Consider the following 18,568-nt stretch of genomic DNA (forward strand, 5'->3'; position numbering starts at 1 on the left):
CCCACAGGGTTAGCGCTTAACCTGTGGGAGCGGGCTTGCCCGCGATGGGCGCGATACAGATCTCGGATCTTAGTGACGAGCAGCCGCATCCCCACGCTTGCCCGACACCTTGCGGCAGTGCACCAGCGCATCACGGATCATGAAGTTCACCAGGGTCGGCGAGACGCCGAGTTCCCTGGCGATGTCTTTTTGCGGTACGCCGTGCAGGCGATACATCTCGAAGGCGTAGCGGGTGCGACTTGGTAACTCGGTCAACGCATCGGCAATGTGCTCCAGCGTCGAAAAGTTGATGTGCGTCGTTTCCGGTGACGCACCCTGGATCACCACATTCAGCCCTTCCTCTTCAGGACCGGAATATTTCTGCTCCAGCGCCTGTTTGCGGTAATGGTCGATCGCCAGGTTGCGCACGATCTGGAACAGATAGCTGAGCTGAGCCTTGATCGAACTGGTGATGGGCGGGGCCGATTGCAACCGGAAGAATGCGTCCTGCACAACATCTTCGGCACGTGAGCGGCAACCGGTAATTCTGGCGGCGATCTTCACCAGAATCAGTCGATTGTCGACGAATGCCTGAAGTAGCGGTGTATCGCACCTGCTTGTGGATACTGGTTCCATCATGGAAATCACCTTGCTGCCAAAAGGTTAGTGGGACGGCGAATGAACCGGGGGGCCGTCCTGCACATCGAGCGCCAAATTAGGATTAATGATAATGATTGTCAAATGAGAAATATAACTATTGCTCTGCGAGGATGCAGAGTGAGAACTGCGACACGCTGACTCACTTCAGTGCGCTTGGTATTCCAGCCGGCACCTAATTATTTCAGGACGTCATCCGTTCTCTTTGGTGAATGGAGCAGCGCAATCCTCATAACCCTGTAGGAGCGAGCTCGCTCGCGATGGTCGTCAACGATGGCGATGGGCGCCTGACACTCCGCGGCGTTCTCCTTTTTTTCGCGAGCAAGCTCGCTCCTACAGCCGAAACCAGGCAGGAAACCTCATGACCGACGCGTTCGAACTCCCCGGCACAATGGTCCAGGCCCTTCAGCGCCGCGCGGCCCTGACGCCGGATCGGGTGGCCTTGCGCTTTCTCGCCGAGACCCCGGATCAGGCTGTGGTACTCAGTTATCGCGAGCTGGATCAGCGGGCGCGGACGATTGCCGGCGCGTTGCAGGCTCAAGCGGATTTCGGTGACCGTGCCGTGTTGCTGTTTCCCAGCGGACCGGATTACGTCGCGGCATTCTTCGGTTGCCTGTACGCGGGCGTGATCGCGGTGCCGGCCTACCCTCCGGAATCGACTCGCCGTCATCACCAGGAGCGCCTGTTGTCGATCATTGGCGACGCCGAACCGCGCTTGCTGCTGACCAGCGTCGGGCTGCGCGATGGGTTGCAGCAAATCGACGGGGCGCCGCCGATGCTGTGTGTCGATACCCTCGACGGTGCACTGGCCGAGCGCTGGATCGCGGCGGACTTGCAGGACGATCACATCGCCTTCCTGCAATACACCTCCGGCTCTACCGCGCTGCCCAAAGGCGTGCAAGTCAGCCACGGCAATCTGGTGGCCAACGAATTGCTGATTCGCCACGGTTTCGGCATTGATCTGAACCCCGACGACGTGATCGTCAGTTGGCTGCCGCTGTACCACGACATGGGCCTGATCGGTGGCCTGCTGCAGCCGATTTTCAGTGGCGTGCCTTGCGTGTTGATGTCGCCGGCGTATTTCCTCGGCCGGCCATTGCGCTGGCTGGAGGCGATCAGCGAATACGGCGGCACCATCAGTGGCGGGCCGGATTTTGCCTATCGCTTGTGCAGCGAGCGGGTCAGTGAGTCAGCCCTGGAACGGCTGGACCTGAGTGGCTGGCGCGTGGCGTATTCCGGTTCCGAACCGATTCGCCTCGACACGCTGGAGCGCTTCGCCGGGAAGTTCGCGACCTGCGGCTTCACCGGGGACAGTTTCATGGCTTCCTACGGTCTGGCCGAAGCCACATTGTTTGTCGCCGGCACACCGCGCGGCCAAGGTATCGGCAACCTGCGGGTAGACGATCAGGCCCTGGCGCAAAATCAAATCGAAGCGGGCGAGGGCAGCCCGATCATGAGTTGTGGTGTCAGCCAACCGGGTCACGCCGTGCTGATCGTCGAGCCTGTCTCGCTCACCGAACAGGCCGACAACGTCGTCGGCGAAGTCTGGGCCAGCGGGCCGAGCGTCGCCCTCGGTTACTGGCGCAACCCCGAGGCATCCGCCAAGACCTTCGTCCGGCACGCCGGCCAGACCTGGCTGCGAACCGGTGACCTGGGTTTCATGCGCAACGGTGAACTGTTCATCACCGGCCGCCTGAAGGACATGCTGATCGTGCGCGGGCACAACCTGTACCCGCAGGACATCGAGCAGACTGTCGAGCGTGAAGTGGAAGTGGTGCGCAAAGGGCGCGTTGCCGCCTTCGCCGTCACGGTTGGTGGGCAGGAGGGCATCGGCATCGCTGCAGAAATCAGCCGCAGCGTGCAGAAAATCCTGCCGCCCGAATCCTTGATCAAAGCCATTCGCCAGGCCGTCGCCGAGGTTTACCAGGAAGCTCCGGGCGTGGTGGTGCTGCTCAATCCGGGCGCGCTGCCCAAGACATCCAGCGGCAAATTGCAACGCTCGGCGTGCCGCAGTCGCCTGGCGGACGGCAGCCTCGACAGCTACGCGATGTTCCCCTCGGCCACCAGCGAAAGTGCAGGCCGGATCGAGTCGGGCTCCGAGCTGCAAAGCCTGATCGGCCAGATCTGGTGCGAGCAGTTGCAAGTAGCACAGGTGGGCGCCGACGACCATTTCTTCCTGCTTGGCGGCAACTCCATCGCGGCGACGCAAGTCGTGGCGCGCCTGCGTGAAGAGCTCGGTCTGGAGTTGAATCTGCGTCTGCTGTTCGAAGCCCCGACCCTCGGCGCATTCGCCGATGTCGTGGCCCGTCTGCAACAGGACGGTGGCCTGGCCCAGGGCGCGATCACTGCGCTGTCGCGCCAGCAACCGATGCCGCAATCCCTGGCACAAAACCGCCTGTGGATCACCTGGCAACTTGATCCCCACAGCAGCGCCTACAACATTCCCGGTGCCTTGCGCCTGCGCGGTGAACTGGATGAGGACGCCTTGCGCGCCAGTTTCCAGCAGTTGATCGAGCGCCACGAATCCTTGCGCACGCGATTCTTCGAGCGTGATGGCGTGGCGTTGCAACAGGTCGATCCGGCCGCCGGGTTCAATCTGCAAATGATCGACATCAGCGCCCTGCCGGCTGCCGAGCGTGAAGCCCAGGCGCTGCAGATCCGTGAGGACCAGGCGCGTACCCGGTTCGATCTGGAGAAAGGCCCACTTCTGTGGGTGACACTGGTACGTCTCGACGAAGAAGACCACCAACTGCTGGTGACCCTGCACCACATCATTGCGGATGGCTGGTCGCTGAATGTACTGATCGACGAGTTCTCGCGCCTGTATGCGGCGGCCTCCCAGGGGCAGCAAACAGTGCTGGCGCCATTGCCGACGCAGTACGCCGATTACGGCAGCTGGCAGCGCCAATGGCTGGCGCAAGGCGAGGGCGAGCGGCAACTGGCTTACTGGAAAGCGCAGTTGGGCGACGAACACCCGACCTTGACCCTGGCCAGCGACCATCCCCGTTCGGCGCAACAACTGCACAGTGCTGCACGCCACACGGTGCGCCTGGACGCACCCCTCGGCGAAGCCATCCGCCAGACCGCCCAAGCCCATGAGTCCACGTCGTTCATGCTGTTGCTCGCAGCATTCCAGGGCCTGTTGCACCGCTACAGCGGCCAGCGTGATATCCGTATCGGCGTACCCAATGCCAACCGTCCACGCCTGGAAACCCAAGGGCTGATTGGCTTTTTCATCAATACCCAGGTGTTGCGTGCCGAGGTGGACTCACGCCAGCCATTCGCTGAGCTGCTGGCGCAAACCCGGCGCGCCGCATTGGGCGCCCAGGCCCATCAGGACCTGCCATTCGAGCAACTGCTGGAGGCTTTCCCGCAGGCCCGCGAGCAGGGCCTGTTTCAGGTCATGTTCAACCATCAGCAACGGGACCTGAGCGCCTTGCGCCGCCTGCCGGGGTTGTTGGCCGAAGAGTTGCCGTGGCATAGCCGGGAAGCCAAGTTCGATTTGCAGTTGCACAGCGAAGAAGACCGCAATGGTCGTCTGACCTTGTCCTTCGACTACGCCAGCGAGTTGTTCGACGCCGCGACCATCGAGCGCCTGGCCGAGCATTTCAGCCATCTGTTGCGGGCTGTCTGCGAGCAACCGACTATCGCCATCGGCGACCTGCCACTGTTGACGCCTGCCGAGCACCATCAGCAATCGGAATGGGCCAGCGCAGTGTGCGCACCCGCCAGCCAATGGCTGCCTGAATGGCTCAACGAACAGGCGCACCGGACGCCGCAGCGCACCGCGCTGGTGTGGGACGGCGGTAGCCTGGACTTCGCCGAACTGCACGCCCGGGCCAACCGTTTGGCTCACTACCTGCGCGATAAAGGCATCGGCCCGGATGTCTGCGTGGCCATCGCCTGCGAGCGTTCGCCGCAACTGCTGATCGGCCTGCTGGCGATCATCAAGGCTGGCGGTGCTTACGTACCGCTGGATCCCGATTACCCGACCGAGCGCCTGGCCTGCATGCTCAGCGATAGTGGCGTTGAGCTGCTGCTGACCCAGACCCGGTTGCTTGATTGTCTGCCAGCCACCGAGGGTGTCAGCGTAATAGCCATGGACGCGCTCCATCTGGAGAACTGGCCAAGCCATGCGCCAGGCCTGCATCTGCACGGCGACAACCTCGCCTATGTGATTTACACCTCCGGTTCCACCGGCCAGCCCAAAGGCGTCGGCAACACCCACGCGGCACTGGCCGAGCGCCTGCAATGGATGCAGCAAACCTATCGCCTGAACGAAACCGATGTGCTGATGCAAAAGGCGCCGATCAGTTTTGACGTGTCGGTGTGGGAGTGCTTCTGGCCGTTGATCACCGGTAGTCGCCTGGTGATCGCCGGCCCCGGTGAACACCGCGATCCGCATCGCATCGCGCAGCTTGTTCAAGCGCATGGCGTGACCACGTTGCACTTCGTGCCGCCGTTGCTTTCGCTGTTCATCGAGGAACCTTTGAGCGCTGAATGCACCAGCCTGCGCCGGGTGTTCTCCGGGGGCGAAGCGTTGCCCGCCGAACTGCGCAACCGCGTGCTGGAACAATTGCCGGGGGTGCAACTGCACAACCGCTACGGCCCGACCGAAACCGCAATCAATGTGACCCATTGGCACTGCTCACGCGCTGATGGCGAGCGTTCGCCGATTGGCCGGCCGCTGGGCAACGTCGTCTGCCGTGTACTCGACAATGATCTCAACCCGGTTCCCGCCGGTGTGCCGGGTGAACTGTGCATCAGTGGTATCGGCCTTGCCCGCGGTTATCTGGGCCGCCCGGGACTGACGGCCGAACGCTTCGTGGTCGATCCCTTGGGCGAGCCGGGCGCGCGCCTGTACCGCACCGGCGACCGGGCGCGCTGGACGGCGGATGGCGTGATCGAATACCTCGGCCGTCTCGATCAGCAGGTCAAGCTGCGCGGGTTCCGGGTCGAGCCGCAGGAAATCGAAGCGCGGCTGCTGGCCCGGGACGGCGTTGCGCAAGCCGTGGTGCTGGTGCGCGAAACCGTGGCCGGGGCGCAATTGATCGGTTACTACACCGCTACGGACAATGCCGGGGACGAAGCCGATCAAACCGCACGCCTGAAAAGCGTATTGGCCGCTGAACTGCCGGAATACATGGTCCCGGCGCAACTGATTCGCCTGGAAGAAATGCCCCTCGGCCCGAGCGGCAAACTCGACCGCCGCGCCTTGCCGGAACCGCAGTGGCAGGTGCGCGAACACGTTGAGCCGGTGACTGAGCTGGAACAACGAATCGCCGCTATCTGGCGCGAGGTGCTGGGCCTGGCACAGGTCGGCCTGCGCGATGATTTCTTTGCCTTGGGCGGCCACTCGCTGCTGGCCACGCAAATCATTTCCCGTACCCGTCAGGCCTGCGACGTCGAGTTGCCGCTGCGGACGTTGTTCGAGAACAGCGAACTGGGCGGGTTTGCCGAACAGATTCGGCTGATCCAGGCCAGCGGCCGCACCAATAAACAGCCGCCGATTGAAAAGGTCGACCGCAGCCAACCGGTGCCCCTGTCCTACTCCCAGCAGCGCATGTGGTTCCTCTGGCAGATGGAACCAGGCAGCCCGGCCTACAACGTTGGCGGCATGGCGCGGCTGCGCGGGGTGCTGGATGTCGCGCGTTTCGAAGCCGCATTGCAAGCCCTGATCCTGCGTCACGAAACCCTGCGCACCACGTTCCCGAGCATCGACGGTGTCGCCCGCCAGCACGTGCACGCGGAAACCGGCGTGCGCATGGCGTGGAAGGATTTCACCGCGCTGGATGCCGAAGGCCGCGAGTGGCAGGTCCGGCAACTGGCCGACGATGAAGCGCACCAGCCGTTCGATCTGGAGACCGGACCTTTGCTGCGCGCGTGCCTGGTCAAGACCGCCGAGCAGGAACACTACTTCGTTCTGACCTTGCACCACATCGTCACCGAAGGCTGGGCGATGGACATCTTTGCCCGGGAGCTCAGCGCGCTGTACGAAGCCTTTGTCGACGACCGCGAGTCGCCGCTCGCGCCGTTGCCGGTGCAGTACCTGGACTACAGCGTGTGGCAGCGTCAGTGGCTGGAGTCCGGCGAGCGTCAGCGCCAGCTCGATTACTGGACCACGCAACTGGGCCGCGAACACCCGCTGCTGGAATTGCCGGCCGATCGTCCACGTCCGCCGGTGCAAAGCCATCAGGGTGAGTTGTATCGCTTTGACCTGAGTGACGACCTCGCGGCACGGGTCCGCGCCTTCAATGCGCAACATGGTCTGACGCTGTTCATGACCATGACCGCCGCCCTGGCTACGCTGCTGTACCGCTACAGCGGCCAGACCGATCTGCGTATCGGCGCGCCAGTTGCCAACCGCATTCGGCCGGAAAGCGAAGGGCTGATCGGCGCATTCCTCAACACGCAAGTGCTGCGCTGCCGGCTCGACGGGCAGATGTCTGTCGGCGAGCTGTTCGAGCAGGTGCGTCATACGGTGATCGAAGGCCAGTCCCATCAGGACTTGCCGTTCGATCATCTGGTGGAAGCCTTGCAACCGCCACGCAGCACGGCCTACAACCCGCTGTTCCAGGTGATGTGCAACGTGCAGCGCTGGGAGTTCCAGCAAAGCCGCGCCCTGGCCGGCATGACGGTCGAGTACCTGGCCAACGATGCCCGCGCGACCAAGTTTGACCTCAACCTGGAGGTCACCGACCTCGACCATCGCCTCGGTTGCTGCCTGACCTACAGCACCGATCTGTTCGACGAACCGCGCATCGCCCGCATGGCCGGGCATTGGCGCAATCTGCTGGAAGCACTGATTGCCGATCCGCAACAACGCTTGAGCGAGCTGCCGCTGCTGGCGTGCGACGAACAACAACGACTGCTCGATAACCTCGGCGTCGAGGCGGGCGAGCATCGGCTGGATCAGTGCATCCATCACCTGTTCGCCGAGCAGGCCTCGATGCGCCAGGACGCTCCGGCCCTGACTTTCGCCGGGCAGACCCTGAGCTACGCCGAGCTCGACAGCCGCGCCAATCGCCTGGCCTGGATGCTGCGCGAGCGTGGCGTCGGACCGCAGGTGCGTGTGGGGCTGGCACTGGAGCGCTCGCTGGAGATGGTCGTCGGCTTGCTGGCGATTCTCAAGGCCGGCGGCGCCTATGTGCCGCTGGACCCGGAATACCCGCTGGACCGCTTGCATTACATGATCGAAGACAGCGGCCTCGGTTTGCTGCTCAGCGATGTGGCGATGTTCAAGGCCCTGGGCGAGCTGCCGGCGACCGTCGGCCGCTGGTGTCTTGAAGAGGACGCCGCGGCACTGTCCAACTACCCGGCCACCGGGCTGCCGTTGATCAGCCTGCCGCAGCATCAGGCTTACCTGATCTACACCTCGGGCTCGACCGGTAAACCGAAAGGCGTGGTGGTGTCCCACGGCGAAATCGCCATGCACTGCCGCGCGGTGATCGAGCGTTTCGCCATGCGCCCGGATGATTGCGAACTGCACTTTTATTCGATCAACTTCGACGCCGCGACCGAGCGATTGCTGGTGCCGCTGCTCAGTGGTGCACACGTCGTGTTGCGCGCACAAGGGCAGTGGGACGCGGAAGAAATCTGTGGCCTGATCCGTCGTCATCACATCAACGTCCTCGGTTTCACGCCGAGCTACGGCAGTCAGTTGGCGCAATGGCTGGCGACCCAGGACCAGACCTTGCCGGTGCGCATGATCATCACCGGCGGCGAAGCGCTGACCGGTGAGCACCTGGCGCGCATTCGCGCAGCGTTCAAGCCGAGTCTGTTCTTCAACGCCTACGGTCCGACTGAAACCGTGGTCATGCCGCTGGCCAGCCTGGCTCCTGAAGTGCTGGAAGAGGGCGCCGGCAGCGTGCCGATCGGCAGTGTGATCGGCGACCGCGTGGCCTACATTCTCGATGCCGATCTGGCGTTGGTGCCGCAAGGCGCGAAGGGCGAGTTGTACGTCGGTGGCGCGGGTCTGGCCCAGGGTTATCACCAGCGTCCGGGCATGACTGCGGAGCGCTTCGTGGCCGATCCGTTTGCCGCCAGCGGCGGGCGCATCTACCGCACCGGCGATCTGGTGCGTCAGCGCGCCGATGGCCTGGTGGAATACCTTGGCCGGATCGACCATCAGGTAAAGATTCGCGGTTTTCGCATCGAATTGGGCGAAATCGAAACCCGTTTGCTGGAGCACGCATCGATTCGTGAAGCGGTGGTACTGGCTCTCGATGCACTGAGCGGCAAGCAATTGGTGGGTTACCTCGCCACTGACGTCGCCGAACAGAACGAAGCGCAACACGCCGCATTACGCGAATCTCTCAAGGCACACTTGAAGTCGCAGCTGCCGGATTACATGGTGCCCACGCACCTGATCCTGCTGGCAAGCATGCCGTTGACCGCCAACGGCAAACTCGACCGCCGTGCTCTCCCGGCGCCGGACCCGGAGTCGGGTCGGCAACAATACGTGGCGCCCGTCAACGAGCTTGAAGTCACGCTCGCACAGATATGGTGCGAGATGCTGAACGTCACTCAGGTTGGCCTCAATGACAACTTCTTCGAGTTGGGCGGTGACTCGATTCTATCGATCCAGGTGGTCAGTCGGGCGCGCCAGCACGGCATCCACTTCAGCCCTCGCGACCTGTTCCGGCACCAGACCGTGCAGACCCTCGCCGCTGTGGCCACCTGCAGCGAGCAGGTCAGCGCCGAGCAGGGCTTGATCATGGGCGAGTCGCGACTGACACCGATCCAGCATTGGTTCTTCGACACCGACATCCCGCAACGCCAGCACTGGAACCAGGCGTTGTTGCTGCAACCGACTGTCACCCTGGAACCTCATCGTCTGGAGCAAGCACTGTTGGCGGTAATCGAACAGCACGACGCCTTGCGCCTGCGCTTCAGCCGAGTTGCCGGCCAGTGGCAGGCTGTGCACCAGCCGATTTCCGATGCGCCGGTGCTGTGGCAGGTGCGCGTTGCGTCCATGGACAAATGCGCCGACTTGTTCGCCGATGCGCAGCGCAGCCTCGACCTTGAAGAGGGGCCGTTGCTGCGCGTGTTGCTGGTCGATGGCCCTGAAGGCCAGCAACGCGTGTTTATCGCCATTCACCACTTGGTGGTGGACGGTGTGTCGTGGCGGATACTGTTGGATGACTTGCAGACCCTGTATCGCCAACTGGACGCCCGGCAGTCGGTGAAACTGCCGGCGAAAACCAGTGCCTTCAAGGACTGGGCCGCACGTTTGCAGGCTTACGCCGGCAGCGAATCCCTGCGTGAAGAACTGGGTTGGTGGCAGGCGCAACTGGCCGGGCCAGGAGCAGATCTGCCCTGCGATCACCCTGCCGGCGGAAGGCAGAACCATCATGCACAAACCGTCAGCGTGCGCCTCGACAGTGAGCGCACGCAGCAGTTGCTGCAACAGGCGCCGAGTGCCTATCGCACCCAGGTCAACGACTTGTTGTTGACCGCGTTGGCCCGCGTGCTGTGTCGCTGGAGCGGTCAGTCATCGGCGCTGATTCAACTGGAGGGCCACGGCCGCGAAGCGCTGTTCGACGAGATCGACCTGACCCGTACCGTGGGCTGGTTCACCAGCGCCTATCCGCTGCGCCTGACGCCGTCGAGCATCGAAGAAGCCGTCGGGCAGGCCGCGTCGATCAAGGCGATCAAGGAGCAATTGCGTGCCGTGCCGCACAAAGGCCTGGGTTATGGGGTGTTGCGTTACCTTGCCGATGAGCAGAGCCGCCACAGCATGGCGACGTTGCCGCAGGCACCGATCACCTTCAACTACCTCGGCCAGTTCGACCAGAGCTTCGGTGCCGACGCGCTGTTGCGTCCACTGGATGAAGCCATCGGCGTGGCCCACGACGTCAATGCCCCATTGCCCAACGAGCTGAGCGTCGACGGTCAGGTGTATGGCGGTGAGTTGGTATTGCGCTGGACCTTCAGCGCCGAACGCTTCGATCCGTCAACCATCGGCGAATTGGCCGACGCCTATCTTGGTGAATTGAGCAGCCTGATCGAGCATTGCCTGCGCGACGACGCGGGTGGCCTGACGCCGTCGGACTTCCCGCTGGCGCAGCTCAATCAGGCGCAACTGGATGCGCTGCCGGTGCCGGCCGCCGAAATTGAAGACGTCTACCCGTTGACCCCCATGCAGGAGGGCATGCTGTTGCACACCTTGCTGGAGCCGGGCACCGGCCTGTACTACATGCAGGACCGCTACCGCATCAACAGCGAACTCGACCCGCAACGTTTTGCCCAGGCCTGGCAAGCTGTGATCGCCCGCCACGAAGCGTTGCGCGCCTCGTTCTGCTGGAACGTCGGCGAAGTCATGCTGCAAGTGATCCACAAACCGGGCAGCACGCCGATCGAATACCTCGACTGGGGTGATATCGCGCAAGCCGAGCAAGAGCCGAAGCTGCAAACCTTGCTCAAGACCGAACGCGAGGCCGGGTTCGACCTGCTCAACCAGGCACCGTTCCACTTGCGCCTGATCCGGGTCGGCGCGGTGCGCTACTGGTTCATGATGAGCAACCACCACATCCTCATCGATGCCTGGTGCCGTTCGCTGCTGATGAATGACTTCTTCGAGATCTACAGCGCCCTCGGCGAAGGCCGGGAAGTGCAGCTCGGGCTTGTGTCGCGTTATCGCGACTACATCGGCTGGCTGCAGCATCAGAGCCTCGCCGAAGCGCGGCAGTGGTGGAAAACCAACCTGCAGGGTTTCGAACGGACCACACCGATCCCGAGCGACCGGCCATTGCTGCGCGAACATGCCGGCGCCAGCGGCGGCATGCTCGTCGGCGACTGCTACACAAGGCTCGATGCCCGTGACGGCGTGCGATTGCGCGAGCTGGCCCAGGCCCATCAGTTGACCATCAACACCTTCGCCCAGGCGGCATGGGCGCTGGTGCTGCGGCGCTTGAGCGGTGATCGCGACGTGCTGTTCGGCGTCACCGTGGCCGGGCGTCCGGTGGACATGCCGCAGATGCAGCGCACCGTCGGCCTGTTCATCAACAGCATCGCGCTGCGGGTAAAAATGCCCGAGGACGGCCAGCATTGCAGCGTGCGCCAGTGGCTCAGCGGTCTGCTCGACCACAACATGCAACTGCGTGAGTACGAATACCTGCCGCTGGTGAACATCCAGGAACAGAGCGAACTGCCCAAAGGCCAGCCGCTGTTCGACAGCCTGTTCGTGTTCGAAAACGCCCCGGTGGAAGTTTCGGTGCTGGACCGTGCGCAGAGCCTCAACGCGACCTCGGATTCGGGCCGCACGCACACCAACTTCCCGCTGACGGCGGTTTGCTATCCGGGGGATGACCTGGGCTTGCACCTGTCCTACGACCAGCGCTACTTCGATGAGAGCACGGTCGAGTGCATGCTCGGTGAGTTCAAGCGTTTGCTGCTGGCGTTGGTTGAGGGTTTCCATGGCGACATGGCCGACCTGCCGTTGCTGGGGGCCGAGGAGCAGGACTTCCTCATCCATGGCTGCAACCAGAGCGAACACGAATACCCGTTGAAGCAGAGCTACGTTTCATTGTTCGAAACCCGGGTCGCCAGGCACTCACAGCGCATTGCCGCCAGTTGTGTTGACCGGCAGTACAGCTACCTCGAGCTGAACCAGCGCAGTAACCGTCTCGGTCATGCGTTGATCGCCGCGGGTGTCGGGTGCGATCAACCGGTGGCGTTGCTGGCCGAACGCAGTCTCGAATTGCTGGGCATGATCATCGGCAGCTTCAAGGCCGGTGCGGGTTACCTGCCGCTGGACCTGGGGCTGCCGAGCCAGCGTCTGAGCCGGATCATCGAACTGAGCCGCACGCCATTGCTGGTGTGCACCCAGGCATGCCGCGAGCAGGCGGTTGCGTTGCTGGAAGAGTTTGGCTGTACCAATCGACCCAGGCTTTTGGTCTGGGAAGAGGTGCAGGCTAGTGATACATCGATGCAGAACCCGGGCATCTACAGCGGCCCGGACAATCTGGCCTATGTGATCTACACCTCCGGCTCCACCGGTTTGCCGAAGGGCGTGATGGTCGAACAGCGCGGCATGCTCAACAACCAGTTGAGCAAGGTGCCGTACCTGAACCTGAGTGACACCGATGTGATCGCCCAGACGGCGTCGCAAAGCTTCGACATTTCCGTGTGGCAGTTCCTCGCCGCGCCGTTGTTCGGCGCACGGGTGGACATCGTGCCGAACAGCATTGCCCACGATCCGCAGGGTTTGCTGGCCCATGTGCAGAGCCAGGGCATTACTGTGCTGGAAAGCGTGCCGTCGCTGATCCAGGGCATGCTCGCCCAGGAGCGCATGAGCCTCGACGGCTTGCGCTGGATGCTGCCAACCGGTGAGGCAATGCCGCCGGAACTGGCGCATCAATGGCTGTTGCGCTATCCGCAGATTGGGCTGGTGAATGCCTACGGTCCGGCTGAGTGCTCGGATGACGTGGCGTTCTTCCGCGTTGATATGGCTTCGACTCGCGGCAGCTACCTGCCGATCGGCACGCCGACCGACAACAACCGTTTGTACCTGCTCGATGGAGCGCTGGAACTGGTGCCGTTGGGCGCGGTGGGTGAACTGTGCGTGGCGGGCACCGGGGTTGGCCGTGGCTATGTCAGCGATCCGCTGCGCACCGCACCGGTGTTTGTGCCGAACCCGTTTGGTGCCCCGGGTGAGCGCCTGTATCGCACCGGCGACCTGGCCCGCCGTCGCAGCGACGGCGTGCTGGAATACGTTGGCCGCATCGACCATCAGGTAAAAATTCGCGGTTACCGCATTGAGTTGGGTGAAATCGAGGCTCGCCTGCATGAGCAACCGGAAGTCCACGATGCGGCGGTGGGTGTGCAGGAAGGGGCGAACGGCAAGCATCTGGTCGGCTACCTGGTGGCGGTCGACTCAGCGCTCGATCCCGCCGAATGCCTGGAGCGCATCAAGCAACGCCTGCGTGCCGAGCTACCGGAATACATGGTGCCGCTGCACTGGTTGTGGCTGGACAAACTGCCGCTCAACGCCAATGGAAAAATGGATCGCAAGGCGTTGCCGGTGCTGGAGATCGGCCAGTTGCAAAGCCAGGACTATCAGGCGCCGCGCAATGAACTTGAGCAGACCCTGGCCGATATTTGGACCGAGGTGTTGAAGGTCGAGCAGGTGGGCGTTCGCGACAACTTCTTTGAATTGGGCGGGCATTCGCTGCTGGCCACGCAAATCGCCTCGCGGGTGCAGAAAACCCTGCAACGGGATGTGCCGCTGCGGGCAATGTTCGAGTGCAGCACGGTGGAGGAACTGGCCGAATACATCAACGCGTTGGCGGCCAGCGTGATCACCGAGGAGAAGGTGGATCGCTTGAATGACCTGATGGCGGAGCTGGAGGGGCTGTAATTCCCCGGCGTCAGTACTGGCCCCATCGCGAGCAAGCTCGCTCCCACAATGGCTTGTGGCGAACACATCATCTGTGATCAGCATAACCCCCTGTGGGAGCGGCGGTGCGGTGATTCGACTTGCCCGCGAAGGCGGTGGCACAACCGCACACACTCCAGCGATTGACGAGGGACTGCCTGCCGCTCAGTCTTCCGGCTCCATTTTTATTCGCGGAGACAGTCGATGCCCTTCGTAACGATAGACGGACAAGCCCTTCACTACATCGATCAAGGCACCGGCCCGGCGGTACTGCTGGCCGGTAGTTACCTGTGGGACCAGGCCATGTGGGCGCCGCAGATTGCCGCGTTGTCGCATCACTATCGTGTGATAGCCCTGGACCTGTGGGGGCACGGCCAATCCGGGCCATTGCCTGTCGGTACGACGTCGCTGGATGACCTGGCGCGTCAGGCCCTGGCCCTGCTCGATCATCTGGACATCGAACGGGTCACGCTGGTTGGCCTGTCGGTCGGCGGCATGTGGGGCGTGCGTCTGGCCTTATCGGCAGCGCAGCGGATCAACGGGCTGGTGCTGATGGACACCTGCGTCGGCGTCGAACCGGAGCCGACTCGCCAGTATTACTTTTCACTGTTGAAGCAGATTGAAGAGGCGGGTGTCATCACTCCGGCGCTGCTGGATATCGTGGTGCCGATTTTCTTCCGGCCGGGCATTGATCCGCAGTCGGCGCTCTACCGGGATTTTCGTGCTTCCCTGGCGGCTCTACCCTCGGATCGCCTGCGTGAAAGCATCGTGCCGATGGGGCGGATTACATTTGGGCGCGATGATCTGTTGTCGCGTCTGGGCGAACTGGACGCAGCGAACACACTGGTGATGTGCGGCGATCAGGACAAGCCTCGGCCACCGAGTGAAGCCCGTGAAATGGCTGAGTTGATTGGCTGCCCGTGGGTGCCGGTGCCGGAGGCGGGGCATATTTCCAATCTGGAGAATTCGCAGTTCGTCACCGCCGAACTGCTGAAGTTTTTAGCTGAGAGAACTTAGTCGGTTGTGCTGGCCCCATCGCGGGCAAGCCCGCTCCCACAATGGCAGGTGGTGAACGCATAATTTGTGAACACCATAGACACCTGTGGGAGCGGGCTTGCCCGCGATGGCGTCAGTGTCATCACCGTGAATCCGACGGCGGAGTACTTACTTCGGCCCGAGAATCTTCGCCAACTTATCCGGCGACGGCGCACCCTGCTGCTGTTGCAGATTCCCCTTGTCGTCCATGTAGAAAATCGCCGGCGTCGCCTGCAACTCCAGCTCTTCCATCAAATGCATGTTGGCCGCAAGTTTTGCCTGAATCGCTAGCGGCACTTCCTTCAGGGCCTTGAGCGAGCTGCCCTTGCCAGCGGCTTCGTGGTCCTGGAGGGCTTTTTCCGGGTCTTTGGCCGCGAGCAGTGCGGCGGATTTCCCCGGACTGTCTTCGCGGATGATGCCCACCATGATGTGGCGCAACTGCACCTTGCCGGCCTTGACCCACGGCCGGGCCTGTTCCCAGAACATGTTGCAGTACGGGCAGTTCGGGTCACTGAACAGGTACACCACCCGCGGCGCATCCTTCTTGCCGTCACCGATCCAGTTGCTTGTTTCGAACTTGGCCCAGACTTCCTTGGCCATCGGTGCGTACACCAGTTTCTGCAATGGCGCGCTGCTCAGGTCATTGCCCTCGGCGTCATACAAGTTGCCCAGCAACACGTGTTTGCCATCCGGGGTCAGGTACAGCGCTATGCCGCGGTTCTGGTATTGCGCGGCATAACCGCGCAAGCCGTCGGGGGCGTCGAACTGGCCGACGATTTTCGCGCCCTTGGCCTCGATCTTCTTGATCGCATCGGGCAATTCTTCGGCCTGCACCGATGGCAGGTGCAGCAGGGCAGCACCGAGGCTCAGGGTCAGCAGGTGGCGGAGGCGGGGCATGGCAATTTCCTTGAAAAGGTGGCGGGTACAGTGTCGAAGTTTTCCAGTGCGCGGGCCAGGCTGGCGTCCGACAACTCGCCCAGATGGCTGTCCAGCAGACGACCTTCGGGGCTGTAGAACAGCGTAGTCGGCAATGCCATGGAACCGACGGCCTGGCTCAGACGCCCGCCGCCGTCGAACAGCACGTTGGACAGGCTCAGGCCCTGGGTTTCCAGGAAGGTCGCGACGCTTTGCATGCTTTCTGCCTGATTGACGAACAGGAACGTCAGGTCCGGCCGGTGTTGCTGGGCGTTTTCCAGCACCGGCATTTCCCGACGGCACGGCGGGCACCAGGTGGCCCAGAGATTGATCACCAACGGGCCGCCCTTGTAGTCGGTCAATTGCACGGTTTCACCGGCGGCGTTGCGCAGGGCGATTTCCGGCAGGCGTGTGCCTTGTTCATAAATCGACAGGGAGAACGTCGCCAACAACCAGAACGCCAGGCCACTGGCCACACCAAAGCCCAATGGTCGGCGCAAACCCGGGCGACGCCAGCCGCGATACAGTGTGGCAAGCAAAACGACAATCACTCCCGGCCAGGCGAGGAAACCGCCATCGCGCAGGTCAATGATCTGCCACGGATCGTTGTGATAGTGCGCCCAATAGGCCGCCACGAAACCGATTCGCGCCGCCAGCATGCCCATTAGAAACAGGCTGAACAGCACCGACTCGGGGTTGTCGCCGCCACGCTTGGCCACCCGCCAGCCAATAAACGTGGCCAGCGCCAGCGCACTGATCAGCAGCAGATGGTTAAGCGCGATGGCAAAGGTGCCGAGGGTGAAGGTCAGCATTAATGGGCGTCTCGGGTGTTGGTCCAGCGTTGCAGGAAAGTAGCGGCATCGACCTCGCCGGTGATGCGCTGGCTGCGACGCTCTTCACCGTCAGCGCCAATCCACAGCAGGCTCGGTGGCCCTGGCACTTTGTAACGGCCGAGCAGTTCGCGGCTGGCGGCATTGTCGGCGGTCACGTCCAGTCGGAGCAAGCGCACGTCGCTCAGGGCTTGCAGGACGTTGGCTTTGCCGAATACCTGCTTTTCCATGACCTTGCACGACACGCACCAGTCGGCGTAGTAGTCCAGCAGCACCCACTGGCCCCGAGCCTGTGCGGCGTCGAGTTCCTGCTGCAGTGCCTGCGGATCCTTGATGGTGGTGAAGGCATCGTGGCCAACAGGCACGGCTGCCACCGCCTGGTTCGAGGCGCGGAAGACCTGCAACGGGTTGAACGGATCGTCACTGCCACCGGCCGCCCCGATCACCAGCAGGCTGCCCCACAAACCGAGCAGCAACGAACTGGCGCCAAACAGGTGCGCGATTCGGCCGAAACCTACCGACTGTTTCCAGGCGCTGTAGGCCGCGATCATCAGCAGCGCACCGCACAGGCCAACCCACAGTGATTCGTCCAGCACCGGGCGCAACATCAGCAACGCGGTGGCAAGGAACAGGAAGCCGAAAATGCCTTTGACCAGGTTCATCCAGGCACCGGGTTTGGGCATGAAGCGATTGCCGACGGTCACCAGCAACAGCAGCGGCACGCCGATACCGATACCCATGGCGAACAGAATCAATGCGCCATGCAACGCGTTACCGCTTTGCGCGATGTAGAGCAAGGCGCCAGCCAGCGGTGCGGTCATGCACGGGCCGACCAGCAGGCCGGACAGGGCGCCCAGCACCCCGGCGCCGATCAGACTGCCGCCGCGCTGATTGCGCGAGACATTTTCCAGACGATCGCGCAGGGCCACCGGCAGTTGCAGTTCGAAGTAGCCGAACATCGGCAGCGCCAGCAGCACGAAAATTGCCGCGAAACTGCCCAGCAGCCAGGGGTTCTGCAGCCAGGCTTGCAGGTTCGCCCCGAGGGAGGCGGCCAGGACACCCATCGCCGCATACACCAGCGCCATGCTGACCACGTAACTGCCGGCCAGGGCGAATCCCCGTTTGGGCGTGGCACCGCTGCCGACGATCAACCCGGCCAGAATCGGCAGCATCGGTAACGAACATGGCGTGAAGGCCAGCAGCAGGCCGAGGCCGAAGAACACCAAAAGGCTCCAGCCCAGCGCCCGTTGTTGCAGGTCGCTGGCCAATGCCTGGTCCGGTGCTTCGTTTGCCGCAACGGTGGCCGCCTTGCCACCCAGATCGACGACCTGCGTCTGCGGCGGATAACACAATCCGGCATCGGCACAACCCTGGTAACTGACCTTGACCGTACCGCTGGCACCGGCCGGGATCTTCAGTTCAAGACCCTGGCGGTAGACCTGCTGTTCACCGAAAAACTCGTCGCTGTGGGCTTCACCTTCCGGCAACGCGGGATGCTGCGCGACAGGCAAACCGTCGAACTTCAATCGTTTCTGGTACAGGTAATAGCCGTCGGTGATCTGCCAATAGAGCTGGGTTTCACCGGATTCCAGGCGTTCAGAAGTAAACGTGAACGCTTTATCAACCGGGAGAAACTCGGGTTTGGTGTCGAACGGATTGGTTCCCGCCTGGGCCAGGCCCGCGATCAAAAGGGTAAAAAGTAGAAACAGACGACGCATGGATAAGCCTTTGCCCTGTGCTATTGAGGTGCACAGTGGCGGGTGGCGATTAACCG

Annotated in this window: 6 protein-coding genes; 2 read left to right on the forward strand and 4 right to left on the reverse strand. The window is 62.7% G+C overall.

The features are described from left to right. Window positions 1-69: 69 nt before the first annotated feature. Window positions 70-618, reverse strand: coding sequence for an RNA polymerase factor sigma-70 (locus PMI31_RS21025; protein ID WP_008020387.1), 549 nt, complete (start codon window positions 616-618; stop codon window positions 70-72). 379 nt (window positions 619-997) lie between these two features. Here PMI31_RS21025 and PMI31_RS21030 point away from each other — a divergent pair, with 379 nt between their 5' ends. Beyond that, a complete protein-coding gene (locus PMI31_RS21030; protein WP_008020389.1) occupies window positions 998-13,996 on the forward strand; it encodes a non-ribosomal peptide synthetase in 12,999 nt (4,332 codons plus the stop codon). A 222-nt stretch (window positions 13,997-14,218) separates the two neighbouring features. Then, window positions 14,219-15,031: an alpha/beta fold hydrolase gene (locus PMI31_RS21035; RefSeq protein ID WP_008020391.1), complete on the forward strand. Its 813-nt coding sequence runs from the start codon at window positions 14,219-14,221 to the stop codon at window positions 15,029-15,031. A gap of 147 nt (window positions 15,032-15,178) precedes the next feature. On the opposite strand, the gene dsbG is transcribed toward PMI31_RS21035, so the two are convergent. From dsbG to dsbD, 3 genes are read right to left on the reverse strand one after another with little or no spacing between them, the layout of a single operon-like run. Beyond that, window positions 15,179-15,946, reverse strand: coding sequence for a thiol:disulfide interchange protein DsbG (gene dsbG / locus PMI31_RS21040; protein WP_008020393.1), 768 nt, complete (start codon window positions 15,944-15,946; stop codon window positions 15,179-15,181). Next, window positions 15,922-16,776 carry a TlpA disulfide reductase family protein gene (locus PMI31_RS21045; RefSeq protein ID WP_008020394.1) on the reverse strand — a complete coding sequence of 285 codons (855 nt, stop codon included), beginning with the start codon at window positions 16,774-16,776 and terminating at the stop codon, window positions 15,922-15,924. Before PMI31_RS21045 ends, dsbG begins: the two co-directional genes overlap by 25 nt. After that, window positions 16,776-18,512, reverse strand: a complete 1,737-nt coding sequence (gene dsbD / locus PMI31_RS21050; protein ID WP_008020396.1) for a protein-disulfide reductase DsbD — start codon at window positions 18,510-18,512, stop codon at window positions 16,776-16,778. The genes PMI31_RS21045 and dsbD overlap by 1 nt, the downstream gene beginning before the upstream one ends. Window positions 18,513-18,568 lie beyond the last annotated feature (56 nt).

Source organism: Pseudomonas sp. GM55 (assembly GCF_000282395.1).
GTDB classification, from domain to species: Bacteria; Pseudomonadota; Gammaproteobacteria; order Pseudomonadales; family Pseudomonadaceae; genus Aquipseudomonas; species Aquipseudomonas fluorescens_CC.